Here is a 25,160-nt window from a genome sequence, read left to right on the forward strand (position 1 = left end):
TTTGACGAAACACAGGATATTTCGGATTAAAGGGGGTTGTTTTGTTATATTAAGGTGGATGGGGAAGGGACGGATATGATTTTTTGTGAGTATAATTAAAAATCGCACAACTTTGCGAATCTAAAATTTTGAGAAATTAGATGATTGGGGGGGAAATTGCTCGAAGTTTTTAATATATCTATTCTACATAATACATGTTACCGATAACCTTATTAGGACAGCGCTAGCTTGAAATATTCTGAAACAAATCAACTGATAGACAATGACACAAATATTTTGTTTTGCCGGTAACATTCTTTTTCTTTGAATTGAAATGGAATGGACAGCCGAACAAAATGCAATTATCAATTCTGCTGGTAACATCAAAATAAATGCTGTTGCTGGTTCGGGTAAGACAACAACCATAATTGAATATGCCAAGACACGGCCGAAGAATAGCAAAATACTTTACCTTGCTTTCAACAAATCGGTAAAGTTAGAAGCCGTTAAAAAGTTTGCGGACAAAGGACTTCACAATGTGAAAGTAGAAACGGCTCATTCGCTTGCTTACAAATTTGTTGTTTTCAAACATGATTACAAAGTAAAGGCACAAGGTTACAAGACAAACGAAATTGCTGAACTACTCAACTTGCAAGGCAACGGAGAAAAGCACACCGAATATGTTGTGGCTAACCACATCAACAAATTTATTACTTATTTCTGCAACAGCGACAAGCAAAAAGTTCAGGACTTAAATTATCTTGACACAGTTTCCGACAGCAAAGCAAAAGCGTTTGTAACCACATTTTACGAATACATAGAAAATCAATCTCGTTTGCTGTTAAGTAAGATGGACAAAGGAGAAATTGAAATCACTCATGACTTCTATCTGAAAAAATTTCAGCTGTCAAATCCAAAATTATATTACAACTACATTTTGTTTGACGAAGGACAAGACGCATCGCAAGCGATGCTTGATGTATTTCTCAAACAGAAAGCAACCAAAGTTATTGTTGGTGATACTCACCAACAAATTTATGGTTGGCGACATGCGGTAAATTCTCTTGAAAAAGCAGACTTCAACACGTTCAATCTTTCAACAAGTTTTCGCTTCAGTCAAGACATTGCAAATCTTGCAATGGAAGTACTCAAATGGAAAAAACATATTGGCGAAGACAAACACATTCCGATTACAGGAAAAGGAAATAGCAAAGAAGTAAAAACGAAAGCTGTTCTTGCAAGAACAAATCTTGGACTTCTTTTGAAAGCTATTGAGTATGTAACCGAAAAGAAAAAAGTAAAGCACATTTACTTTGAAGGTAACATTAACTCTTATACTTACGCAGACGAAGGGGCATCACTTTATGATGTTTTAAATCTTTACAACGGCAAACATCATCTCATCAAAGATAGGCTGATTAAGGCAATGAATGACTTAAATGAGCTGGAAGATTATATTGAGAAAACAGAAGATGTACAACTCGGAATGATGGTTGAAATTGTGAGGGAGTATGGAAATGAAATTCCAAACATCATCAAAGCAATTAAAGAAAAGCATGTTGAGAATGACGAGAAAGAAAAGGCAGAAGTAATTTTTTCAACTGTTCACCGATGCAAAGGAATGGAGTATGATGCAATTCACATTGTAAATGATTTCATCAACAAAGAAAAATTAGAGAAGATAAAGGAAGAAAAGGAAAAAGGGGAAGTCAGCACAGCCAAACTCAATGAAGAAGTTAACCTTCTGTATGTGGCAGTAACAAGAACGCGAAACAAAATTTATATTCCAGAAACCTTGATGCCGTCTGACTTTCCATCTTCTCCTCAAATTCAAGTAATGAGAGTTTTGGCCGAAGAAGAAAAGAAGGTGATTGAAATTTCAAGTAAGGGGAACAAACCTATTTCGATTCCGAAAACAGAAAAAGGGATGCGCCAACTGAAAAAGCATACTCTCTTGATGAAGTGCGAGAAAAACACAAAGACGCTTACAAACCCTGGACAGATGAACTTGATAAAGAATTGACAGTAATGTTTTGTGAAGGTGTAAATACTCGTGACATTGCTAAACATTTCGGACGAACAAAAGGGGCCATAAGATCAAGAATTAAAAAATTAGAGCTTGAAGAACTATATGGGTAACGGACACGTGACAACTTGCAGACCGATAAAAACAAAAGACGCAAAATGATAAAGACTGCTATATTGAAACACTACTAACTTGAAACTTTCGAACATCTAATCAACCGTTTTCTTACAGCCTTTGCGCAGATATACAACACGACCCGACGGAGCAAGTCCAACACAGTATAAGAATGTGCCCTGCAATCTCTAATTCGAAAAAACCGTCCACCAAATATTTACCTTTGTCAAAATCAAGCAACTTATATTTTATGTTACAGTATCAATTATTCCCTCGCTCATTCGGCATCACTAAAGAGGTGCAAGCTGTCATTGATTGTTTTGATAAAAATTATGACAAAATAAAATCTCCAGAAAACACATTGAATAGTGATGAAGTTTTAAAGATAATAAGACCTTCTTTAGAAAAATTAAATTTCAAAGTTGAAGCAAGTAAATCACAAGTAGATAAAATTAAAGTTCCGGTTTTATTTAGTTTGAATAACAGAATTGATAAATCATTTGATGCCGATGCTGTAAGTGGTGATAACAGAATTGTTTTAGAAGTTGAAGCTGGCAGGGCTTATGTCAACAATCAGTTTTTGAAAGATGTTTTCCAAGCTTGCATGATGCCAAGTGTCAATTATTTAATTCTTGCTGTAAGAAATGATTATCGTGGCAACGATGATTTCAGTAAAATTTTTCAATTCTTTGAAACCCTTTATATCAATAGCCGCTTAAAACTTCCACTAGAAGGAATAGTTTTAATTGGATACTAATTTTAACTTGAACAAGATGGTGGATATACAGCGAGCGGGCTATGCAAAGACTGAGGTCTGCTCTTTCTGCTTGTTCATCATTTCCTTCACAATGAAGTTTTCGGAAAAGCGGGATAGGTCTCGATTAAACTTTTCATCGTCGAAAATGTATTCGGCATATTCTACCTCTTGATTCATCTGATTTTCAACTACTGGCGACTCAATGATAATAGGAGTATCGGGATGTATCAGTTTAGAGATCCTCCGATAAGAAAGAATGGCTTCCATGTTCAGGGGCTCATGAACGGAGCTTGAGTTCACATCGCTCAAATGTATCTGGGTGATGCGTTTTCTAAACTCCATCAGCATTAATAATGCCTCCGACATCGTCGGATCCACCTGCCGAGCATGTGCAACATCCAGACAAAAAGAAGCTTCGGGTAGCATTTCAAAAAGAGCATCCATATCATAAAAGGTACGGCCTATGCTCTTTCGCTTGTCCATGTTTTCGATGCACAAATATTGCCCTAATTGCTGCCATACGTCAAACTCCGTAATAATATCCGGATGTACAATAATCATCCAGCGCCGCTCAGCCACTTTGGATAACAGAGATACAACCTCTTTCTCCGAATAATGAACTATTTTACTGGGTGCATGAAACGAAATATATTCGAACGGGGCAATATCTATGTCATCTAGCGAATCAATAAGTCCAGCCAATTCACTTTCTCTCAATGCAGATAACTCAACTGCATTAACATGTTTCCCTCTGCACATCTCTATTCCCCTACGAAAATCACCGAGTGCTAAGCTTCCTGTCGAAAATCCAACGTTCATTAAAATATACCGTATTTAAGTGTAAACTCTTTCAATAATGGGGCCTCAAAGATAAAGATTCTGTTCATCGCTTCTTTAAATTTATCACTGTTGTCTCGCGCCTGTCTGAATATTGGGTCAGTATAGACTTTATCCAGTGGCAATTTTTCAAGATGATCTCTTTTAGATGAATTCAAAAGCACAATAAAGTTGTCATAAGCATCCATGAGTTGAAGAATTAATTCTTCTGGTGTTTTCAAGCGTATCAAAATGCTTAATATAAATTCTAGCGGTCTTGTTTGAACGCAGGCAAAAAGATGATTTTCAATGTCTGCTAAATTCTTAAGATTTTCGTTTTGATAACAACTGAAGCACATCAAAAGTCCCTTAGCATAGATCAGTTTTCTTGACATGCGCAGCTTTAGGTTTCTCAGAGCCCATTTTCTGCCATCTTGTTCCCGCTGTTTATATGCAAAATCTACACACATTGTCCGCCAAAAACGTATAATGTCATTGAGCAAAAATCTAGGCACTTTTAATTGCTTTCCCCGCTCAGAACGAAAGCCGGAATCATCATTTATATATTGCTGTATAATTCCCCTCGTGACACGATCATATGCGGTTCCTTGAGCACCAATACCCCCAACAGCAATTTTTTCAGACTCCAACAACATTAATACTCGTTGAGTTATGTTATGATTGGTATCTTCCTGTCCTCCTATATAATGAATCAAGTCATGACTAAATGTCATGTGGCCAAATACCCCTGTGGTTCCCGGCTTAGCTAGTTCGATTTTTTCTAGTGCCTGCTTTACACTCAATTCAGATGCGCGATGAACTGAATTTGCCTGACCATCAATGAGCAATGTCCAATCTAAATCACTTCCTTCTGTGCATTCGTTTCGGGCCAAAGAACCGAACACAACCAAGTCAATATCAGAAGAAAATAGTGGCGGTGGGGGAAAGGCCTGAGATATAGAAACGCGGTATTTTTCGGCTAAATTGATCGCCCCAGAAATACCCTTCCACTCTCTTCCATGTTTCCTTGCAAATTCTATTAAGTCTACTTTTTCAATTAGGTATTCTGTCACAGCAAATAGTTTGGAATGCTGGTCAAAAATAAAATACTTGGCGTGACTATCATTTTAACTATCGAAATGAGCGGTGGCAATTAAAGCATATAAATACGTCCCCCATTCCCAAACTTTCTCAAAGTCGTCGGGGCATTTTATCCCTATCTCCCTTTCCCCAAGCCCTTTACTACCTCCGGTGTTTACAAACAACCATTTAAACCCTGTCCTTGAAGGCTATTAGCGGGCAGAGCTAAACAAACATTCCAAGTCTTCGAGACTTGGAATGTTTACGAGCACGTAGAACGATACCATCCCTTGGAGGGATGGTATCGCTTCGTTCTCAGAAAATTATACTTTAGATGATGGATTATTATTCACCGCTTCACTCCGGTGCTTTCTACCATATCTATAACCGGGGCAACAATCGGGAGAATATTTTTTACCGACCCGAGAATTGCCCTTATTAGCCTTCTTCGGAAAATCGGGTTTGTTTAATTTCCTCCCTCTACACTCCCTCCAGAGGGAGATAAATGGACGATTTTCCGAAGAAGGCTATTTATCTGAAGCAATACGATCGCTACCTCGGCGATTATCTCGATACTTTCGCCTATTGTCTGCTGCCCAATCATTTTCACCTGCTGGTGCGGGTTAAAGAAAACTTTCTAAGTCCTAGTACCGATGCCATCCCTCGTACTCAAAACTTTCCAAGTCTCGGAGACTTGGAAAGTTTACGAACGCCCGAACAAATCGTTAGCGAACAGTTCCGAAGGATGCTTATGAGTTATGCAAAGGCCATCAACAAACAAGAGTCGCGCACCGGTAGCCTGTTTCAGAAAAATTTTAAGCGTATAGAAGTAGAGAATGAACATTATTTCGGCACCTTGATCCGCTACATTCACGCCAATCCCGAAACACACGGCCTTGCCGATGATTTCAAAGAGTATCCTTATAGTTCATACAGTGCCTTTTTGTCTGATAAACCCTCTAAGTTGATGCGCCAAGAAGCGTTGGACTGGTTTGGTAGTATGAATGAATTCAGGGCGGTGCATGATGCCAAGCCGGATATGAAAAACGCGCAAAAATGGGTGATTGAAGATTAGCGGTTTGGCATCTCTAAACAAGCTTAGACTTTTTCAAAAGATCAGGTTTGTTTAATTTCCTCCCTCTACACTCTCCCGAAATAAATTCGGGATAGACTCTCCAGAGAGAGACAAATGGATGACTTTCCGAAGAAGTCTAATTGATAAAGTGCGGGTGCGATTGGAATGGTCACTTTCGAGAGCTGAGTAATAAAACAAAAATGAAATGAAAAACACAATTCAAACAAATCTGCATCGGGCATTACTCCTTGACGGAGAAATGGAGTGCCGGCTCTATGAATTTGAGATGAAAGAGCATATTGATTTTTGGAAGCAAGGATTACAAAATGATGAAGACGATTTTGTATTTGTTTTGAACGAGCGAGAAGGAGATGTCGCCATGCTTCTAATAACCAAAGAAGTGGAGTTATTTATAAACGAAAAAGCAAGAGAACAACTAAAAATATTTTGGAAAACTGCCTACAAGAAAAATATTGAATTCCTTTTGCCAAGTATGGCAAGCGAATTAAGCGAAGGAATTCTTTCGGTAAACTGTGTAAAGTATCAGCGGTAATAAACAAACATTCCATTCTTGGAGAATGGAATGTTTACAAAAAGTCTGAGGTCATCGAGAAGTTTTACAACAATCTCGTTCGCTTGTATCTTGCGCGCAAAGTTTCTTTTGCCTCCGACATTATTAATTGGCAAAGTACAAGTGGCGATTGAAATGGTCAGAGAAGGACGCGAGCGATAGCGCCAGTCAGTCCCAAGCCCTTTACTACCTCCAGTGTTTACAAACAACCATTTAAACCCTATCTTTGAAACCTATTAGCGGACAGAGCAGCATGAAGAAGGCTTATAGAATAATTTTGCGAAAAGTACCGAAACGTGGTATCTTTCGCAAAAATTATCTCAGATGATTTCTGATAGCAATTACAAACGTTTAGAGTATTGGGTTGAAGTTTGCCAGTCAAAAGGCAAGTTGACGTTCAGCCTGGCGGAGCTTAAAAAAGCTTTTAAGCAAGATAGCGAAACAGCTTTGAAGCGGGTGCTTGACCGTTTATCAGAAAAAGGGAAAGTTGTTTCCGTATTCAAAGGCTACTATGTGATTGTCCCTCCGCAGTATGCTTCCAAAGGAATTTTACCGCCCGCCCTATTCATTGACGGATTGATGAAATTTTTGGAACGAAAATATTATGTGGCTCTTTTGAATGCCGCAGTGCTCAATGGTTCATCACATCAGCAGCCGCAAGAATATTTTATTGTGACCGAATATCCGGTGTTGCGGGCTACCAGCAGAAAGGGAATCAAGATAAACTACATCAGCACCCGACAATTTCCGCCGGACGTTTTAATTGAAAAAAGAAAAACCGAAACCGGATACATCTATGTTTCAAATCCATTGCTGACGGCTTTAGACTTGATTAGTTACGAAAAAAAAATTGGTGGACTTAACCGAGCGTCCACGGTCATCCGGGATTTGGTAGAACCCTTAAAAAAAAGCGATGTGAAGCAGGAAGTGGTCAACTATGCCAGTGTTTCCTCGCTGCAAAGGCTGGGTTTCGTATTGGATGAGGTGTTGGGCCGAAAAGATTTGGCAGACAAACTATTGTCCCTCTGCAAAAAAGCAAGAATTAAATTTTACCTAATTCCTCTTAAAGCATCGGGGAAAAAGAGTCCGGAAAGAATAAACGAAAAATGGAAAATGATGGTGAACGCTGAAATAGACGGAGATTCATGATACCACAGGCATACATAACAGAGTGGAGCAATAAAGTTCCCTGGCAGGCCAATGAGCAAGTAGAGCAAGACTTGGTTCTTTGCAGGGCATTGGTGGAAATTTTCAGTGACAAATTTCTTGCTGACCGTTTGGCGTTCCGGAGAGGAACCGCTATACACAAATTATTCTTGCAACCTCAACCGAGATATTCTGAGGACATTGATTTGGTGCAAATAAAAGCGGGTTCGTTCGGAGAAATTATTGACCACCTGCGAGCAGCATTATCCTTTGTCGGCAAAGCCAAGGTTGAAGTGGGAGAGACCATGGCCACTATGAAATTCAGATTTGATTCGGAGTTTTCGCCAATCGTTTCCCTTCGGCTGAAAGTAGAAACAAATTGCCGAGAGCATTTTGCCGTTCTTGGCTGGGAGAAAAAATCTTTTGAAGTAACATCAACCTGGTTCAGCGGAAAATGTGAGCTAACTACTTACCAGCTTGAAGAACTATTGGGAACAAAGTTGTGGGCTTTATTTCAAAGACGGAAGGGCAGAGATTTATATGACTTATGGAAAGCACTAAAGACTGTTGATGTTAATCCTGATTTGATTATTCAATGTTATAAGGAATACATGAAGTTCTCTTTGGATAAGCCGATTCCAAGTAAGAAAGAATTTCAGATGAATATGGAAGACAAGAAAACAGACACAGAGTTTTTAGGCGATACGGTTGCTTTGCTTCGGCCTGATGAAAAGTATAATCATGAAGAAGCGTTTGAAACGGTTACAAGAACTTTAGTTGAGCGAATGTGAGCCCGCTACTTAGAAAACAACCAATGGACATCTATACTTTTTCTATGCCGCATCCAAATCCTCTCTATTCCCCTTGCCCTAAGCCCTTTACTACCTCCAGTGTTTACAAACAACCATTTAAACCCTATCTTTGAAACCTTATTAGCAGGCAGAACAGCATGAAGAAAAACCTATTTATAGCCTTTGAGGGCATTGACGGAAGCGGCAAAAGCACACAGGTAAAACTATTGAGCGACCAACTGAAGAAGGAAGGCCATAGGGTGTATGTCACTTCGGAACCTACGGACAGCCCAATCGGCTCAATGATTAGAGATATTTTAAAGCACCAGATGGAAGCGGACCACCGGACCATTGCCGGACTTTTTGTCGCTGACCGCTTAGATCATTTGCTGAACAAGACCAACGGAATACTGAAAAAGATGGAGGAGGGCTATACGGTCATTACAGACCGTTATTATTTTTCGTCCTATGCCTATCATGGCACCCACATGTCTTTGGACTGGGTGATAGAAGCCAACTCATTGAGTGCTGATTTACTTCGGCCAGACGTGAATATCTACATTGACATTTCGCCGGAGGTCAGTATGCAGCGCCTGATAGACGGGCGTAGTTCTATGGAGCTTTATGAAACGACGGAGAATCTGCGGAGCGTGCGCGATAAATATCTGGAAGCCTTTGAACGGTTGAAGTTCAAGGAAAATATTTTCACTATAGATGGTGACCGACCGCCGGAAGAGATTGCCAAAGATATCTGGAAGGAAGTTGCCCAGCTCGGGGTGACGACGAAGGCGCGATAGTTATTTTGGATTTTCATTTAAACAGTACAGGTTTAAGGGTAAATTCGCTCAATGAGTAACATCAAATTATTCAAATCCAAAACAGTCCGCACCCATTGGGATGAGGACGCTGAAATATGGTATTTCTCTGTGATTGATGTCATTGAGATATTAACTGGTAGCAGCATCCCAAAACGCTATTGGAGCGATTTAAAAAAGAAACTTACTACGGAAGGGAGTCAGTTGTACGAAAATATCGTACAACTGAAATTTGAAGCAGCAGATGGGAAAAAGTACGCAACTGATTGTTTGGATACTCCCAATTTATTGCGGTTAATTCAATCCATTCCTTCGCCCAAGGCAGAACCTTTTAAACAATGGCTGGCACAGGTTGGTTATGAAAGAATTGAAGAATCTCAAGACCCGGAAATAAGCATTGACCGGGCTATGGAAAATTATTTGAAGCTTGGTTATAGCAAAGAATGGATTAACCAACGCCTAAAGAGCATTGAGGTCCGTAAGGAGCTGACTGATGAATGGGAAAACCGGGGGGTGAAGAAAGGACAAGAATTTGCCAGCCTTACGGATATTATCACCCGCGCCTGGAGTGGCAAAACGGTGCAACAATACAAGCAACATAAGAATTTGAAAAAGGAAAACCTGCGCGATAATATGACCAATTTAGAGTTGGTATTGAATATGCTGGCAGAAGCAACTACTACAGAGATCTCGAAAGAAAAGAAACCGAAAAATCTCGATGAAAATAAAGTTATTGCCATGCAGGGCGGCACCATCGCCGGCAATACAAGAAAGGCGATTGAAGCCAAAAGCGGAAGAAAAATTGTAAGCCCCTTAAATGCTAAGGGTCTAAAGCCTAGTGCCGAAACGAAAAAGTTAAAAAAATAATTTCTCTACCCCACAGTCGCCTAATACACCAAGAGCTTCACATCCTTCTGCTTTCTGAGTTGCTGACGGATTATTTTTTGGATTTCGTTATCGTCTTCGCCGGGCTTGATTACTTCCTTTAAAATTTCCGGCTTTGCCTCCGTCAGTTCGGGATTGAAATATCCATAGCCTTTGTAACTATTGTTTTCTACCCAAACTACCGAGTGATCATCGGGATGTATGCCCTGGCCAATAATGAAAAAGTTGGGCTGTTTGTAGAGATATTTTTTCAGCGCCTTTTCTATATGATGATTGTAGTTCTTCAGAGAGTTTGTGTCTATTCCATTCTCCTTCATTTTGGAGCGCAACGCAAACCAAGGATACAGGTTGCTTTCGCGGATGATTTTGGCCAACACCTTGTTGGCCGATGCTTTGGACGAAAATTTCAACATATCGCCCATTCGGTCCGAAGTGATAGAGTGAATTTTCAACTGTGCAAAATCTTGCTCATCTATTTCAAGATAGATGCCGTGGGTGTAGGGCGTGATGTGCTGCTTTTTATTGAACTCCGGTTCATGGGCAGTGATTTCGCGGTGGGCAAAGACTTTGGCGATAAGTTCGTTGCCGGATAGTTCGTAATCAATATGCCGCATCAGCTCAAACATACGTAAGCGCTCCGGGTGATTAGACGGACTGGAAAAATCATTGATGACTTTCCGACGAATACTTTTCGTTCCTTCCAGATAGAGAATCTTCCCTACCTCGTCTTTATAATAGAATACCCCCGCATCTTCGGGTAGTTTTTCAATCTCTGCTTTCGACAAATAGGGAGGCAACAAATCGGCATCAATACCGTGGTTCAACTCCACTTCCATGTATTTGGCAGAGGCAGGAAAACCTAAAATTACCTCTAATAGTTTAACCGTAGCCTTGGCATCGCCCAGTGCGCGATGACGATCAGAAATATCAATGCCTACGCTTTCGCAGATGTTGCCAAGACTGTATGAATTGTGACCGGGCAAGACCTTCCGCGCCAGGTTGACCGTATCCATTTGCTTGCGATTAAAGTCAATGCCAATACGGCGAAATTCCTGTCGCAACATGCCGAAATCAAACTTCACATTATGCGCAACGAAAATGTTTTCGTGCGTCAGTTCCAGAATCCTTTCATGAACGTCCTCAAAGGTGGGCGAATTCTTCACCATTTCATTGGTGATGCCCGTCAGCCTGGTTACATAAGGGTCAATAAGCCTTTTGGGATTGATGAGCGTAGAAAATATTTCTTTGATTTCCTTTCCATCAAAAACCACAATAGCGATTTCGGCTACCCGATCTAAAGAGGGGCTGCCGCCGGTGGTTTCCACATCAATAATGGCATACATGCGGCGTGAAAATATATAAAATGGTGTGGGAGGCAAGGGGTAGGTAGCCTTCTCCGGACATTTGTCTCTTATAGATTGCCAAAAACATTTTTTATCATCGTGGGGTGAAAAACCTTTCCAAAATTCTCTTTTTCTTCCTGATGCTAGGTGCCTGCTCTCTGAGTGCACAGGTCATAACAGAAGATACCTCCAAAGCCGAACCCTTCCTGAAAGCCAAAAAATTTCACAGTGGAGCTTATCTCGCTGCCGAAGGCAATATTTCTCAACTATTAGTGAATAAGGTAGGTTTTCATCTCGGCTTCAGTTTGAATTGGGTGGTTCAGCACCGGTTTGTAGTCGGCGCCAAATATCATACGATGAGTAGCCAGAATGACATACAGAGGTATGTAGAGCCAGGTATGAGTAGCACGCCCATCCCCCTGATTCATCATTTTGCCGGACTGGGTTTTGGATATATTTTTTTTCATGATAAAACCTTTTCCCTACAACCCGAAATCAGCGGTGGCTGGGCCATGGCACGCTATGCAGTAGATACCGCCCACCGCGGGCGTTCTGATTTTGGAATGATTATTCCAGCAGTATATGGCACCTATCATGCTTCTCCTTATTTCCATGTGGGCATCGGCCTGAGATATAACGCCGCCATCGGCTGCCATCTGGGAACTTTGAAAAGCAAAGACATGAGCGGAATGGGAGGAATTATCTTTATCCGCGTGGGTAAGTTTAATTAACCCTCCTTAAATTTTGAACTGTAGTTCTACGGTTGCACCGTTATCAGAGAACACCACCATATCGGCTAATTGCATCATTAAGAAAACACCGCGCCCACTAGTGCGCTCTAAGTTTTCAGGAGCCGTTGGATCTGGAAGAGTGTTGTGGTCAAAACCAGGTCCCTGATCTTTAACAATGAAAGTCAGGTTCTTACCGCGCGAATCCAATTCATAGGAGATTTCAGCAATTTTATTGGGGTCGGCTTTGTTGCCGTGTAGCATGGCGTTGTTGGCTGCTTCGGTCAGGCAGATGAGGATGTTGCCATACACATCTCCACCGATGTTCAGTTCAGCCTGCATTTCATCAATAAACTTTTCGACAACGGTGATGTTTTCTGCTTTGGAAGCAACCTTAATGGTTTTGGAAGTTACTGTAGTCATGCTTTCGCTGATATTTTGTTTTTACAAAAATAGAAATGCACTTGGTATATGCAAGCCATTAGATATTAGTTCGGTGCCGTTATGTTTCTGAAATACTTTTCAGCCAGATTGCGGTAATACGGAATCAGTTCGGGGGGAACCGTTTTATAAAACTCCACTTCACTGCGCTTCGCTTTCAGGTACTCTTCAATGGAAGGGGGAATTTTTCTATCCGTTTCACGAGCAGTATGAGATTCGCGTTCTTGTTTTTCATCGCGCTCGCGTTGTGCATTTTCCGCTTCGAGCAATTTGGTCATGATATCCTGTTGGCGGCGCAGCATTTCGGTGGTCAGTTGTTTGTTGACGAGGTTTTTTTCTGTCTCTTCCATTTGTTTGGCGGTTTGGCCCAAATCGCCGAGTGCATTTTTCCCATCTTTATTTTCTTGCTGATTTATTTTTTCCAGTTCGCGGCGAATCTGTGCCTGCATCTGGGCCATCTGCGCAAACTCCTTACTCATACCATCTCCAGGCTTTTGTCCTTGCCCTTGCTTCTTCATCATTTCCGCCATCTGCGACATTTTATCGCTCAACTGTTTTTGCATCTTAGATAGGTTAGGCAAACCATTACCGGGCTTTTTGCATTTCATGCACATCTTGGGTTTGCCATCGCTTGGTTTATTGCTTTCGCTTTGGTTCATCTGCATCTGTTGCAACGCCTCGCTGAGCATCAGCGCCAGATTATTATAGTCGGTCATCACAAACTGTTGGTTGCTCATAGCACGAGGTACGTTCCGGTCTTGCATATCGTCAATAGCTCTGGCGAGATACTTATTGATACCGGTAATCTCTTTGGTGACAAAAGATTTAATAGACTCTTGTCGGCGCGCCACTGCGTAGAGGCTGTCCTCCACCATTCTTGAATTTTCGCGGATGCGCTGCTGTTCCTTCATCAGATCCACATATTTAGGAGTATTGATGCTGGTTTGCTTTACCGCTTTCATCAACCCTTCTTCGTCGAAAGACAGACGAACAATATTTTCGAGCAACTGTCGAATGGCCTGCATATCCTCCGCTTCCTGTTCTTCCTCCATCTTCGACTTCATGTCCGACAGTTTTTTGGCTGCGTTCTTCATATTGCTGGCAGCACTCTTCTGGCTTTTCGAGGCTTTGGCGTTTTGTTTGGCACCCATGCTCTGCTCCGCATCGCTTTGTTGATTTTCTGCATTATCCATACTCTGTTCCGCCTCCTTGAAATCCTGTTTGCTCTTTGATTCTTCGTTCAGCTTTTTTAAATCACTCAAATCCTTCTTGGCCTCTTTCAAACCTTCGCTCAGTTTATCTTGCTGTTCTTTCAACTGCTCCTGCGCTTTCTGATCTTTTACATCATTCGGGTTTTTAGCATCCTGATTTTTCTCGGTCTGGTTCGCCAACTCTTCCTGTTTTTCTGCCAACTTCTGTAGCTTATCGGCGGTCTCTTCTAGCTTCTGTTGAAACTCCATCTTCTTAAAGAGTTCGAGCATTCTGTCTAATTCTTTTTCCAATTTTTCTGAACTGGCCTGCATATCGTCCATCTTTTCAATGGCATCGCGCTTCTGCAATTCCTCCAACATCTTCTGCAGTTTTTCATACAGCTCTTTCATTTCCTTGTTCATCACCTGATCAAAAAGTTCTGCAAGTTTTTTTGTTTTTCGGCAATCTGTGGATTCACATCTTTGAACTCATTCTGTTTTTCAAAGTTCTGTTCCATTTTATTTTTCATCTCCTCCAATTGCTGTTGCAGTTCCTTCTGCTTTTCAATATTCTCTGAAATATTTTTCTTGTCTTCCCAGTTCAGATTTTGTTTTTCAAGCAACTTGTCCTTCATCTGTTGCAAATCATTCTTCACCGCCGCTGCTTTTTTCATCGCGTCTTTCATATCCTGCTTCAACTCCTTACTTTCTTTTGACAGCTCTTTGTTTAGTTCATTCAGCGTTGGCATGTCAAAATTCATCATGCTGCTCCTAGCGGACTTGCTTCCGTGGATACCGTCGTTATCCCAGACTTCAAAATAGTAGCTCATTTTGTCGCCCGGCTTTATCAAGAAGTCAGACAGTGACCAGTAATAGGTGAAGCGGGCAGAAACACCTCTGGCGAAAGAAATATTTAGACTTTTCAAAGCGGAAGATGATGAGTCGGCACGGGTGATTTGATAGTTAAAAGTCAAATTCTGTAATCCATAATCATCTGAAATCTCCCCTACATAATAGAAATATTTTTGTGTGGCAGAATCATTTTTCTCTTCGATGGCGATGACCGGATATAAATCGGGAGTCACATTCAGCGAATAGCTAACTGCTTCAGCATTTTGAACATTTTTATTAGCTGCGCGGACCGTATAAGAAACACTCTGCAAAAAGGTTTTGGAAAAAATAAATTCTGAGGCGCCGCTGCGCTTTAATGAATACATAGAATCTCCAAGCATCAAAGTGATATTCTCTACATTCAAAGTATTGAATCTCCAGGAGAGCTTAGTGCCCGCAGGAATCACCAGATCGCCGACGTTCTTCAATATTTCATCCTGTTTGCCGGTGTATGCAGGATAATCACAACTTACTTCAAAACCGGCGACCAGGGGTTTAGAAACCACATCCAACATGTATTCTTTAGAATGAAACCCATTGGCTGTCAAACGAAAAGGCATGGCTTGTTGTAGATTTATAAATTCATAGGTGAACCAGTTCTTGTCTTTCTTTTTCATCCGGACGATGTTCTTCTCTGACTCTACATATATTTCGGCAGGCAGGGCATCGCCGTCTACTTTCACTTCGAGCGTAAAGTTTTCAAACTGCAGCGCTTTCAAATCTTTGTTCTGAATCAGAAACTGAAACGGCGCCTGCTTTTCATAAAAGGTGTCGTTGTGATAGAGGCGCTTAGTACCCTCCTTAATCACATTAGGTGCGGCGATGATGATAAAAAGAAACAGCAGTGCCGGTGGAGCGAGGAATTTGAGATACTTTTTGTTCTTGCTCAAATCAACGGCAAAAGAAAAGTCAATGGGTTTAAGTTCTACTGCCTTTTGGTCAATGGCGGCTAAGAGTAATTCGGCCTGCGGCTGTGATTCGGCAGAGTGGCGCAACTGTAGAATATTCAATAGTTTATCTTTCACCTCCGTAAAATGTGTGCCGACAATTTCAGCAGCCTGTTCATACGAAATGATTTTGCCTAGCCGGTAATAGCGTAGCACCGGAGATAAAAAGTAGGTGGCAGTAACTATCGTGGAGGAAAGCAAAAAGCCGAAGAATAGCAACTTACGCCATAATGTAGGAAGGTAGAAATAATACTCCAACAGGTTGATAGCCAGAAAAAAGGCCAGAATATAAACAGCCGAAAATATTGCACCCCGAATCAGTTGGTTCGTATAATATTTACGAATAAACTGGTCGAGCTTTTCAATTAGGGCACTATATGACGAAGATTCTTGCATGGTGTAGATCGCTCAAATATAGAACGACTTATCGGGATGTTTGTTGCGTTGATGAATTTTAACTCACAAGAGGATTGGAGTCGTATTCAATTTCAGATTTTCAGTTTGCAATACACCGGACAGTGATCGCTGTGTTTCACTTGTTGGTATATGGCTGATTCGAGGAGGTTTTTCTCTAAGTTTTTTGTAGCGGCTATGTAATCAATTCTCCAGCCCTTATTGTTAGCACGTGAATTGGCGCGAAAACTCCACCATGAATATTGATGTGCTTCTTTGGGATGGAAATACCGAAAGGTATCTATAAAACCGGAGTTGAAATATTTCTCCATCCAAGCGCGCTCCTCCGGTTTGAAACCTGAACTGTCCTTATTGCTGATGGGATTGTGAATATCTATCTCTCGGTGACATATATTATAGTCGCCGGCGATAAGCATCTTCTTCCGATCCTTTTGCAAATCGTGAATGAAATTGAAAAAATCATCGAGGTACTGCATCTTCACCGCCTGACGTTCATCACCGGTGGTGCCGCTGGGGAAATAGGTACTCATGATGCTGAGATCACCAAGGTCTATACGTACATTTCTTCCTTCGTCATCATACTTCTTGATACCGCAACCGTAAACCACTTTGTCGGGTTTAATTTTTGAAAACACCGCGACCCCGCTGTATCCCTTCTTCGCTGCATCAAACAAAAAGCAGTGATAGCCCAAGTCCTCAAAAGGCTTGGGGTCGAAATCATCAATATGTACCTTGGTCTCTTGCAAACAAATCACGTCGGGATTGGCTTCTTTCAGCCATTGACCAAAACCCTTGGTCATGGCGGAGCGGATGCCGTTTACATTGTAGGATATAACTTTTAATTCGGACATGGTTTTGCGGTAAGTGCCAAAAATAGAAATTATGTGTACAGGTCTATGGCTGCTTTAGAACTACTCATCTATATTGGATTCAAAATAGAAAATTCCAACTGCGCCAGTTTTAATTAAAATCTAAGCTATCTATCAACTCTAAACATACAAGCCCGCAGATTTACAGTTCCTTAAGTTCTATTTCACTGAGCGCATTTTTTTCGGGATGTTGTTAAAGTTTAATTACGCGAGCTTCGATAATTCGCCGTTCCCAGATTTTGAGTAGTTGAACGGCATCCTCTTGTTTATTTTTTCCGGCCAGATTCATCTACTCGCGCACAACGCTCAGTTTCCGTTCAAGTTTAGAGTCAGGTATATGAGCAAGGAAAGAAACATTTTCTGTTTCGTGAATTTTGGCTTCTTCCATCCATTGTGTGTAATTCACAGAACCTTGTCCTTTTCATTTTCATCCCTTAGCGAAAGTCAAATTGTCCACCTCCCTTTCCATTTTTGACCGATCCTTTGCTATTCGGTACCCATCTCCAGCTATTCGGTCCCAGTTAGTAAGAGACAGGTCCCTGTTAGCAGCTATTCGGTACCTGTTTGCAAGAGATAGGTCCCTGTTCGTAGCTACTCGGTCCCTGTTAGAAGAAGACAGGTGCCTACTCGTGGCTATTCGGTACCCGTTAGCAAGAGACATGTCCCTGTTAGCGGCTATTCGGTACCGAATAGCAAAAACCAGGTCCTTAGCGTTTGGGTTTCAACCAATTTGCCGAGGGCCTCAACGCTTGAATTATAGTCAAGCTCTGTTACTTTTGCCTCAGACCAATAGATGCCAATCCAATTTCATAATGCTGACATTCGTTTTTCTTTAAAACAAAAGAGAAAGATACAGCGATTCATTCATTATCAAATTACCACATTATCAAATTATCAAATCGGCTCTTTAGATTTCATTTTTTGCAGCGACGATTATCTGCTCAACATCAACCACCGATTCCTAAAGCATGATTATTATACGGATATCATCACCTTTGATCTAAGTGAGAAAGGAGACGCTAAGACAAGAGACGAACAGTCGTTAGTTTCTGAAATATATATAAGCGTGGATCGGGTGAAAGAAAACAGTTTGAAGTTTGAGCAGACCAAAGTTGCTGATTTAAAATTGGAAGCAAATATGCGCAACCCTCCATCTGGAGCCAAGCGCTCTACCCCCCCCAATCAAAACTTTGAAAGTGAGCTATTAAGAGTCATATTCCACGGGGTACTTCATTTATTGGGTTACAAAGACAAAACCGTGAAGCAAAAGAAAGAAATGAGGAAAATGGAGGAGAAATGGCTTCTCTGGTTTGCGGATTACAATTAGCTGGTAGCACGAAAGAAAGCACAAAGCATAGATAACACCCTATGCCACAGTGTTTTACACGATGTTCCACATGGAACACAAATATAATGAGTGTTTCCCAACAACAAACAACTCACAATTAGCAACTAAAATCCGTTCCACGTAGAACATATTGGGCTATTTTAAATCTTCCTACCATAATCACAAATCTTAAATACCCCGTTATCTTTGCACCAAGCAAATAAAATACCGCTGGCCTGCTCTATCTGAGAGAGGGCAGAACCCGGATAAAGTATGTTCAAACAATATGACGTTATAGTAGTGGGTGCCGGCCATGCAGGCTGTGAGGCAGCAACGGCAGCAGCAAATCTGGGCAGCTCGGTGCTTCTGGTCACCATGAACATGCAAACCATTGCCCAAATGAGTTGCAATCCGGCAATGGGCGGAATAGCCAAGGGGCAAATTGTCCGTGAAATAGATGCTCTGGGAGGATATTCTGGGATTGTGAGCGATAAAAGCATGATCCAGTTCCGCATGCTGAACCGCTCAAAGGGTCCCGCTATGTGGAGCCCCAGAACGCAGAACGACCGAATGATGTTTGCAACTCTGTGGAGAACCATGTTAGAAGGCACTAAAAATGTGGATTTCTGGCAAGAAATGGTTAGTGGACTGTTAGTTAAGGGCGGAAAAGTGTGCGGAATCCGTACTTCGATGGGGATAAACATTGAAGCAAAAACAGTGGTTTTGACCAACGGAACCTTTTTGAACGGCATCATACACATCGGAGAAAAACAATTTGGCGGAGGCCGAGCAGGTGAGAAGGCTGCACATGGCATCACAGAACAACTCGTAGAATTAGGCTTTGAAGCCGGAAGAATGAAAACCGGAACACCTCCGCGAATAGATGGTAGAAGCCTAGACTATTCAAAAATGGAAATTCAATATGGGGACGAGGAGGTAACTGGCTTCTCTTTCAAGAAAGGCATGAATCCCTTTACGGCTACTAAGCTCCACATAGAAGGAGCTAGGAAGATGAAGTCGCAACTCCCCTGTCATATTACCTATACCAACCAAAAAGTTCACGACATCCTACGCACAGGTTTCGACCAATCTCCTATGTTTTCAGGCAGAATAAAAGGTCTGGGGCCTCGATATTGCCCCTCGGTAGAGGACAAAATAGATCGCTTTGCCGACAAAGAAAGGCATCAGCTCTTTGTGGAGCCGGAAGGATGGGATACGATAGAGATATACGTGAATGGCTTCTCTACGTCGCTTCCAGAAGCGGTACAATATAAGGCACTAAAGGAGGTGGCCGGCTTCGAGAATATGAAGATGTTCCGACCGGGATATGCTATAGAATATGACTATTTCCCCCCTACCCAATTAGAAAGTACCCTAGAAACTAAACTAGTGAAAGGCCTGTTCTTTGCCGGGCAGATAAACGGGACTACCGGATATGAAGAGGCAGCTTGTCAGGGTTTGATGGCGGGGATAAACGCCCATAGATCAGCTCAAGAGAAGGAGGCACTAATTCTAAAGAGATCGGACGCCTATATTGGAGTATTGATAGATGACCTGATAACCAAAGGGACCGAAGAGCCCTATCGCATGTTTACTAGCCGTGCCGAATACCGTATTCTGCTTCGTCAGGACAATGCAGATCTACGCCTCACCGAACTGGGACACAGTCTGGGTTTAGCCGATCAACAACGATATGACCGAGTAAAAGACAAGAAGAAGGCCATGAAAGAAATTCGAGCCTTTTTCTCTACTCACGGGGTAGAGCCCTCGGAGGTAAATCATGCGTTGGAAGAAGCTGGAACCGCCTTACTCAGCCAGAAAATTAAGCTGGATAAGATACTTTCACGCCCTCAAATGGATGTAAAAATATTAAGTAAAGTTCTGCCCGCCGTAGCTAAGTTCCTATCTCCCTATGACCCCGAATTCATAGAGTCTGTCGAAATTGAAATGAAGTACGAGGCCTACATCGAGAAAGAAGTCGAACTGGTGAACAAAATGAATAAACTAGAAGATATCCGTCTGGATACCGATTTTGATTATACACGACTGAAAGCTCTATCTATGGAAGCCAGGCAAAAACTCGCACAAATTAAACCATCCTCTTTGGGTCAGGCCAGTAGAATCAGTGGAGTTTCCCCAGCAGATGTTTCAGTCCTGATGGTACACATGGGCAGATAAAAGTATAGAGTTGGCATCACAAATTTGGAAGAATAAAGCGAATCGTTTACTTAATAGAGCAATCCTATTCGGGTGCATTCTGAGCATGACGCACTGTGCACAGGAGAGCACTCCGCAGGGAGGAAAAAAGGATGAAAGTCCCCCAGAAGCCCGCAAAATAGATCCGCCGAACAAATCAGTCCGCTTTCAATCGAACAAAATCGAAATTACTTTCAATGAATTTATCCAGTCCTCCGGTTTTGCACAAACGTTAATTTCACCTCCACTTGACAGAAATCCGGATTACAAGGTATCAGGTAAAAAATTGAAGATAAAACTAAAAAGTCTTCTTCGAGCCAACACCACCTATACCATCAATTTCGGCGATGATATCAAAGATGTAAACGAAAGTAACATATCTCCCAACTTTACTTATGTATTTTCAACAGGCGAATACATAGATTCTCAGGAAGTAAGCGGGAAGATAACCCTAGCAAAAGACAATAGTCCTGCAGAAGGAGTACTCGTTACCCTTTATCCTGCCGAAATGAATGATGGCATACTTACCAACAAGCCATATTACTTCTCAAAAACCAATAAATCTGGCGAATACCAAATTCGAAATATAAAATGGGGTGATTATCAGATCTATGCACTCAAAGATCAAAACTTCAATTACATCTATGATCAGCCAAATGAACTAATTGGCTTCCAAGATACGATTCTACACCTCACTGACAGCAGCCATGCCAAAATGAATCTGGTTGCATTTGAAGCCGCTAACAAAAAAGTGGCATTTATTCGTGCTAAGTCAATAAATCCCGGTTTAGTACAATTTGTTTATTCTGCCCCAATCAATTCATTTAATCTAACATATCAAGGCGTACCATCCTCCGACTTCTGGTATTTCAACAACACAAAAGACACTGTAAACTATTGGCTTGCAGACTATTACAGCAATAATATTACCCTGTTCCCCGTGGCAAATGATAGCCTACTCGACACCGTGAGAATCGAATTGCAAAATATCGCCAAGGATTCAATGTTTCAAAAGAAGACCAATGCGTTAAGCCTTACTGCGCAACAGATTAGGCCCCAAACATCCAAAGAAAGCCTCCGTGAAATAACCATTCAAGAGCTTTATAAGCCGCTTAAAATAAATTTCTCGCGTCCTATATCGAAAATAAACGCCTCTAAAGTCCTTCAGATTTTAGAGGATTCGACTAAAAAAGTAGTCACACCAAACTTCAAACTCGATGAGCAAAGCAAAACCTTCCTAACCGCCGATTTTCAAAAAAAGGAAAACACCGATTATACTTTACTCATTCCCGATTCTTCCTTTCAGGATATTTATGGCACATGGAACTATGCAACCACCTATCACTTTCGTACCAACACCAAATCAGAGTATGGAAACATACATCTGACTTTGATGACCACCGGTGCCAATCCAATTATATTTTTCAATTAATAAGAGGAGAACATGAAGTAGTCAAAGAAATTCCCTTTCACAACCTCGAAACAAAAAAAGTAACGCTCGAAAATTATCCGGCGGGCAGCTATCGTGCGGAAGTATTTGACGACCAAAATGGAAATGGCAAATGGGATACTGGTGATTTCAAAAATAAAATTCAACCCGAAAAAATTTTCACTTTCAAAGATACTTACCAATTAAAAGGTGGTTGGGATTTGGATGTAGAAGTAAAGTTTTAATCTTGCACCATGGCCTTGATTCTTCCGGTAAATGGTGTAGCGCCTAAATTTGGCAATAATTGTTTTCTAGCTGACAACGCTACGGTGGTCGGCGATGTTGTGATGGGCAACGATTGCAGCGTCTGGTTCACGTCCGTCGTACGTGGCGATGTTCACTACATAAAAATGGGCAACAAAGTAAACGTGCAAGACGGAGCCATTATTCATGGCACTTACCAAAAATCTCCGACCAACATCGGGAACAACGTTTCAATCGGGCACCGAGCAATAGTACATGGGTGCACCATTCACGACAACGTGCTTATCGGAATGGGTGCCATCGTGATGGACAATGCCATCATCGGCGAAAACTCAATTATCGCAGCCGGTGCTGTAGTACTGGAAAATACCGTCGTAGAACCCGGCACAATATATGCTGGTGTTCCCGCTAAGAAAACAAAGCTGGTAGATCAGGAAAAATTCAAATGTCTCATTGAGCGTATCAGCAATAACTATGTGATGTATTCGGATTGGTTTAGAAAAAAGAAATAGAAAGAAAAACATGGAAGACTTACCAAAGGAAGAAGAGGTAGTACTGGTTGACGACGAGAATAACGTTCTTGGCTATATGGGGAAACTGGAAGCACACAAGACGGGTTTGCTACATCGCGCCATCAGCGTCATAGTATTTAATCAAAAAGGAGAAATGCTGATACAGCAAAGAGCATTGACCAAATATCACTGGGCAGGAATCTGGAGCAATGCCTGTTGCAGCCATCCTCGCCAAGGCGAAACCTTTCAGCAGGCTGCTGAACGCAGATTATTTGAAGAGTTAGGATTTAAAACACCACTGAAAGAGGCCTTCCATTTCATTTATAAGGCTCACGATGCCTCCAGTGGGCTGACCGAACATGAGTTAGACACGGTGTTCATCGGTACATATAATGAGGAGTTCAATTTCAACAAAGAAGAAATTCATGCCACCAAATGGTTAACTATGAGTGAGTTGAATCACGATATGGAGCAACATCCCGAACAATACTCGTTCTGGTTCAAAATCATTTTAAACGAAATGAAAAAGCGCGAATTGGCTCCCTCAAACTGATGCTCCCACTTTCAGATGACATAGAAAACTATATCGCCTTCTACTCGGCACATGAAGATGAAGTTCTTCGCGAACTATCGCGCGAAACTCATCTGAAAATCCAGATGCCTCAAATGCTTTCTGGAAACATACAAGGCCAGTTTCTCGAAATGTTCAGTAGGCTATTACAACCTAAAAGAATACTGGAAATAGGAACCTTCACCGGTTACTCCGCTATCTGCCTCGCCAAAGGTTTGCATTCAGACGGTTTACTCTATACCCTCGACATCAATGAAGAGTTGAAGGCCATGTGTGAAAAATATTTTCACAAAGCCAATCTCCAACACAAGATCACACACCTTATCGGCGATGCAAAAAAAATCATCCCGCAATTAGATGAAACCTTTGATCTGGTATTTATAGATGCCGACAAAATCAATTATTCCCTATACTACGACCTGGTCTTTGACAAAGTCCGCACCGGTGGCTACATCATCGCAGACAATGTACTATGGAGTGGCAAGGTCGTTGAACCAAAGAAAGACAAAGATACCGTCGCTATTGATGCCTACAACCAAAAAGTGGCCGCAGATAGTAGAGTCCATAACTTCATCCTGCCACTGCGCGATGGACTAAATATTGCACGGAAAACAGTTTAATACACAATATTCAGAGTATAAACCCCGTTAAACATAAAAACAGGTCATGTACATTTGTACCTGAGAAAGTCTCTGTTTATGATTAGGTTAATTACACTTTGCGTCTTCATGGGCACCTTGCTAATTCCCAAAGCCCAGCAAAAACAAAACGTCTTGAATTATGTTGAACGCTATAAAGGCGTCGCTATTCAGGAAATGGTGCGTTGTGGCATTCCGGCCAGTATCACGCTCGCTCAAGGAATTCATGAATCCAACAGCGGCAATTCTCCATTAGCCTCTAAATCCAACAACCACTTTGGCATCAAGTGTAAAGCCGATTGGGAAGGGAAAAAACATTACCATAACGACGATGAACCCGATGAATGTTTCCGCGTCTATGAACATCCTGAGGCCTCCTATGCCGACCACTCTGACTTTCTTGTTACCCGGTCGCGCTATGCCGATTTATTCAAATTGCAAATCAACGATTATAAAGGCTGGGCAAATGGACTAAAAGCCGCTGGCTATGCCACCAATCCAAAATACGCGCCTATACTCATTCAACTGATTGAAACCTACCACCTCGACCAGTTTGACCGCGAAGGAATTCTTGCGCTCAAGAACAAAAACAAAAAAACAAGTTATCCCGCACCGGTTGAGCCCGTGCAAGCGCTCGCCAAAAAAGAAACCCCGAAACCAACCGAACAAGCGGTGACAAAAGATACAGTCCAGATTCGATTTTTGGGTGCAGTAGAAAATGAACAACCGCCAACACCCACCGAAAACTCAAGAACAGAATATACCGTAAACGGTTTGCGCGCATTGATTGCCCACCGCGATGAAGACCCCTTGACGATTGCTTGGAACTATGATCTGTACTATCAACAAGTAGTGCAATTCAACGACCTGACACCGGATGAAAAATTCAAGGAAGGTGAGTTTATATTCCTCCAATCAAAGAAATCTAAAGGAGCAGAAAAAAACTATACGCTAAAAAACGGTGAGAGTATGCGAGATGTATCACAGAAGTTTGGCATCCGGTTAAGAGATTTGTATGCCAAGAACTTGATGAAAGCCTATGACCAGATTCCCGCCGGCGAAACCGTACAACTGCAAGAAAAGAGGAAGGCATCGCCAAGAACCATTTCTTATGCACAGTTTCTTAAATCACTGCATACCCAAGAAGCAACTACCACTACCTCCAACCCAAGTCCCTACAATACAAACTCCCAATATCAGGTGCAGTCTTCAGACACTCTATATTCGATAGCCCGTAAGTTCAACTTGTCGGTAGAGCAGTTAAAAGCTCTTAATAAACTAGACAACACGAACATTCGTGAGGGACAAACGCTGGTAGTTGCCCAATAAATAGAGAACTTAGCGT

At 41.7% G+C, this 25,160-nt stretch carries 23 protein-coding genes and 1 pseudogene; 16 read left to right on the plus strand and 8 right to left on the minus strand.

Features of this window, described 5'->3' with window-relative positions:
• Positions 1-313: 313 nt before the first annotated feature.
• Positions 314-2,118: pseudogene (locus tag IPP77_07830) on the plus strand (ATP-dependent helicase).
• Between the two features lie 251 nt (positions 2,119-2,369).
• Complete coding sequence (locus IPP77_07835; protein MBL0309571.1) at positions 2,370-2,876, plus strand: hypothetical protein; 507 nt, start codon at positions 2,370-2,372, stop codon at positions 2,874-2,876.
• Positions 2,877-2,915: 39 nt separating this feature from the next.
• On the opposite strand, the gene IPP77_07840 is transcribed toward IPP77_07835, so the two are convergent.
• Both IPP77_07840 and IPP77_07845 read right to left on the minus strand, forming a co-directional pair.
• Positions 2,916-3,695, minus strand: a complete 780-nt coding sequence (locus IPP77_07840) for a hypothetical protein (protein MBL0309572.1) — start codon at positions 3,693-3,695, stop codon at positions 2,916-2,918.
• Entirely contained in the window at positions 3,695-4,765 is a 1,071-nt protein-coding gene (locus tag IPP77_07845) for a nucleotidyltransferase domain-containing protein (GenBank protein ID MBL0309573.1), read from the minus strand. The genes IPP77_07840 and IPP77_07845 overlap by 1 nt, the downstream gene beginning before the upstream one ends.
• Before the next feature lie 512 nt (positions 4,766-5,277).
• On the opposite strand from IPP77_07845, the gene IPP77_07850 reads away from it, so the two are divergent.
• Together IPP77_07850 and IPP77_07855 are read left to right on the plus strand one after the other, a co-directional pair.
• Positions 5,278-5,847 carry a hypothetical protein gene (locus tag IPP77_07850; protein ID MBL0309574.1) on the plus strand — a complete coding sequence of 190 codons (570 nt, stop codon included), beginning with the start codon at positions 5,278-5,280 and terminating at the stop codon, positions 5,845-5,847.
• A 205-nt stretch (positions 5,848-6,052) separates the two neighbouring features.
• The gene (locus IPP77_07855; protein MBL0309575.1) at positions 6,053-6,400 is read left to right on the plus strand and encodes a hypothetical protein; all 348 of its coding nucleotides are present in this window, start codon (positions 6,053-6,055) and stop codon (positions 6,398-6,400) included.
• Here IPP77_07855 and IPP77_07860 read toward each other — a convergent pair.
• Positions 6,391-6,627, minus strand: coding sequence for a hypothetical protein (locus tag IPP77_07860; protein ID MBL0309576.1), 237 nt, complete (start codon positions 6,625-6,627; stop codon positions 6,391-6,393). The genes IPP77_07855 and IPP77_07860 overlap by 10 nt on opposite strands.
• Positions 6,628-6,742: 115 nt before the next feature.
• Between IPP77_07860 and IPP77_07865 the strand changes: the two genes are divergently transcribed.
• From IPP77_07865 to IPP77_07880, 4 genes are all read left to right on the plus strand, one after another.
• Entirely contained in the window at positions 6,743-7,567 is an 825-nt protein-coding gene (locus IPP77_07865; GenBank protein MBL0309577.1) for a hypothetical protein, read from the plus strand.
• Positions 7,564-8,355 carry a nucleotidyl transferase AbiEii/AbiGii toxin family protein gene (locus IPP77_07870; protein MBL0309578.1) on the plus strand — a complete coding sequence of 264 codons (792 nt, stop codon included), beginning with the start codon at positions 7,564-7,566 and terminating at the stop codon, positions 8,353-8,355. Before IPP77_07865 ends, IPP77_07870 begins: the two co-directional genes overlap by 4 nt.
• Before the next feature lie 158 nt (positions 8,356-8,513).
• A complete protein-coding gene (tmk, locus tag IPP77_07875) occupies positions 8,514-9,152 on the plus strand; it encodes a dTMP kinase (GenBank protein ID MBL0309579.1) in 639 nt (212 codons plus the stop codon).
• A 42-nt stretch (positions 9,153-9,194) separates the two neighbouring features.
• A complete protein-coding gene (locus tag IPP77_07880; GenBank protein MBL0309580.1) occupies positions 9,195-10,037 on the plus strand; it encodes a Bro-N domain-containing protein in 843 nt (280 codons plus the stop codon).
• A 20-nt stretch (positions 10,038-10,057) separates the two neighbouring features.
• Here the strand turns inward: IPP77_07880 and IPP77_07885 are convergent, their stop codons facing one another.
• Positions 10,058-11,398: a 3'-5' exoribonuclease gene (locus IPP77_07885; protein MBL0309581.1), complete on the minus strand. Its 1,341-nt coding sequence runs from the start codon at positions 11,396-11,398 to the stop codon at positions 10,058-10,060.
• 104 nt (positions 11,399-11,502) lie between these two features.
• Between IPP77_07885 and IPP77_07890 the strand changes: the two genes are divergently transcribed.
• Entirely contained in the window at positions 11,503-12,129 is a 627-nt protein-coding gene (locus IPP77_07890; GenBank protein ID MBL0309582.1) for a hypothetical protein, read from the plus strand.
• A gap of 6 nt (positions 12,130-12,135) precedes the next feature.
• Here IPP77_07890 and IPP77_07895 read toward each other — a convergent pair whose 3' ends face one another.
• The 4 genes from IPP77_07895 to xth form a co-directional block, all read right to left on the minus strand.
• Positions 12,136-12,549, minus strand: coding sequence for an ATP-binding protein (locus tag IPP77_07895; protein MBL0309583.1), 414 nt, complete (start codon positions 12,547-12,549; stop codon positions 12,136-12,138).
• 65 nt (positions 12,550-12,614) lie between these two features.
• On the minus strand, positions 12,615-14,183 hold the full coding sequence (locus IPP77_07900) for a hypothetical protein (protein MBL0309584.1): 1,569 nt from the start codon (positions 14,181-14,183) through the stop codon (positions 12,615-12,617).
• Entirely contained in the window at positions 14,180-15,991 is a 1,812-nt protein-coding gene (locus IPP77_07905; protein MBL0309585.1) for a hypothetical protein, read from the minus strand. The genes IPP77_07900 and IPP77_07905 overlap by 4 nt, the downstream gene beginning before the upstream one ends.
• Before the next feature lie 92 nt (positions 15,992-16,083).
• The gene (gene xth, locus IPP77_07910) at positions 16,084-16,860 is read right to left on the minus strand and encodes an exodeoxyribonuclease III (protein MBL0309586.1); all 777 of its coding nucleotides are present in this window, start codon (positions 16,858-16,860) and stop codon (positions 16,084-16,086) included.
• Positions 16,861-17,671: 811 nt separating this feature from the next.
• On the opposite strand from xth, the gene ybeY reads away from it, so the two are divergent.
• The 7 genes from ybeY (at position 17,672) to IPP77_07945 (ending at position 25,144) form a co-directional block, all read left to right on the plus strand.
• The gene (gene ybeY / locus IPP77_07915) at positions 17,672-18,205 is read left to right on the plus strand and encodes an rRNA maturation RNase YbeY (GenBank protein ID MBL0309587.1); all 534 of its coding nucleotides are present in this window, start codon (positions 17,672-17,674) and stop codon (positions 18,203-18,205) included.
• A 273-nt stretch (positions 18,206-18,478) separates the two neighbouring features.
• Positions 18,479-20,383 (plus strand): tRNA uridine-5-carboxymethylaminomethyl(34) synthesis enzyme MnmG, encoded by a 1,905-nt coding sequence (gene mnmG, locus IPP77_07920; GenBank protein ID MBL0309588.1) that lies wholly within the window; start codon positions 18,479-18,481, stop codon positions 20,381-20,383.
• 85 nt (positions 20,384-20,468) lie between these two features.
• Complete coding sequence (locus IPP77_07925; protein MBL0309589.1) at positions 20,469-21,833, plus strand: Ig-like domain-containing protein; 1,365 nt, start codon at positions 20,469-20,471, stop codon at positions 21,831-21,833.
• A gap of 251 nt (positions 21,834-22,084) precedes the next feature.
• Positions 22,085-22,606 carry a gamma carbonic anhydrase family protein gene (locus IPP77_07930; GenBank protein MBL0309590.1) on the plus strand — a complete coding sequence of 174 codons (522 nt, stop codon included), beginning with the start codon at positions 22,085-22,087 and terminating at the stop codon, positions 22,604-22,606.
• A gap of 10 nt (positions 22,607-22,616) precedes the next feature.
• The gene (gene idi / locus IPP77_07935; protein MBL0309591.1) at positions 22,617-23,159 is read left to right on the plus strand and encodes an isopentenyl-diphosphate Delta-isomerase; all 543 of its coding nucleotides are present in this window, start codon (positions 22,617-22,619) and stop codon (positions 23,157-23,159) included.
• Positions 23,159-23,797 carry a class I SAM-dependent methyltransferase gene (locus IPP77_07940; GenBank protein MBL0309592.1) on the plus strand — a complete coding sequence of 213 codons (639 nt, stop codon included), beginning with the start codon at positions 23,159-23,161 and terminating at the stop codon, positions 23,795-23,797. The genes idi and IPP77_07940 overlap by 1 nt, the downstream gene beginning before the upstream one ends.
• A 78-nt stretch (positions 23,798-23,875) precedes the next feature.
• Entirely contained in the window at positions 23,876-25,144 is a 1,269-nt protein-coding gene (locus IPP77_07945) for a LysM peptidoglycan-binding domain-containing protein (protein ID MBL0309593.1), read from the plus strand.
• Positions 25,145-25,160 lie beyond the last annotated feature (16 nt).

It is taken from the genome of Bacteroidota bacterium (genome assembly GCA_016722375.1).
In the GTDB taxonomy this organism is placed as follows: domain Bacteria; phylum Bacteroidota; class Bacteroidia; order Chitinophagales; family LD1; genus Bog-950.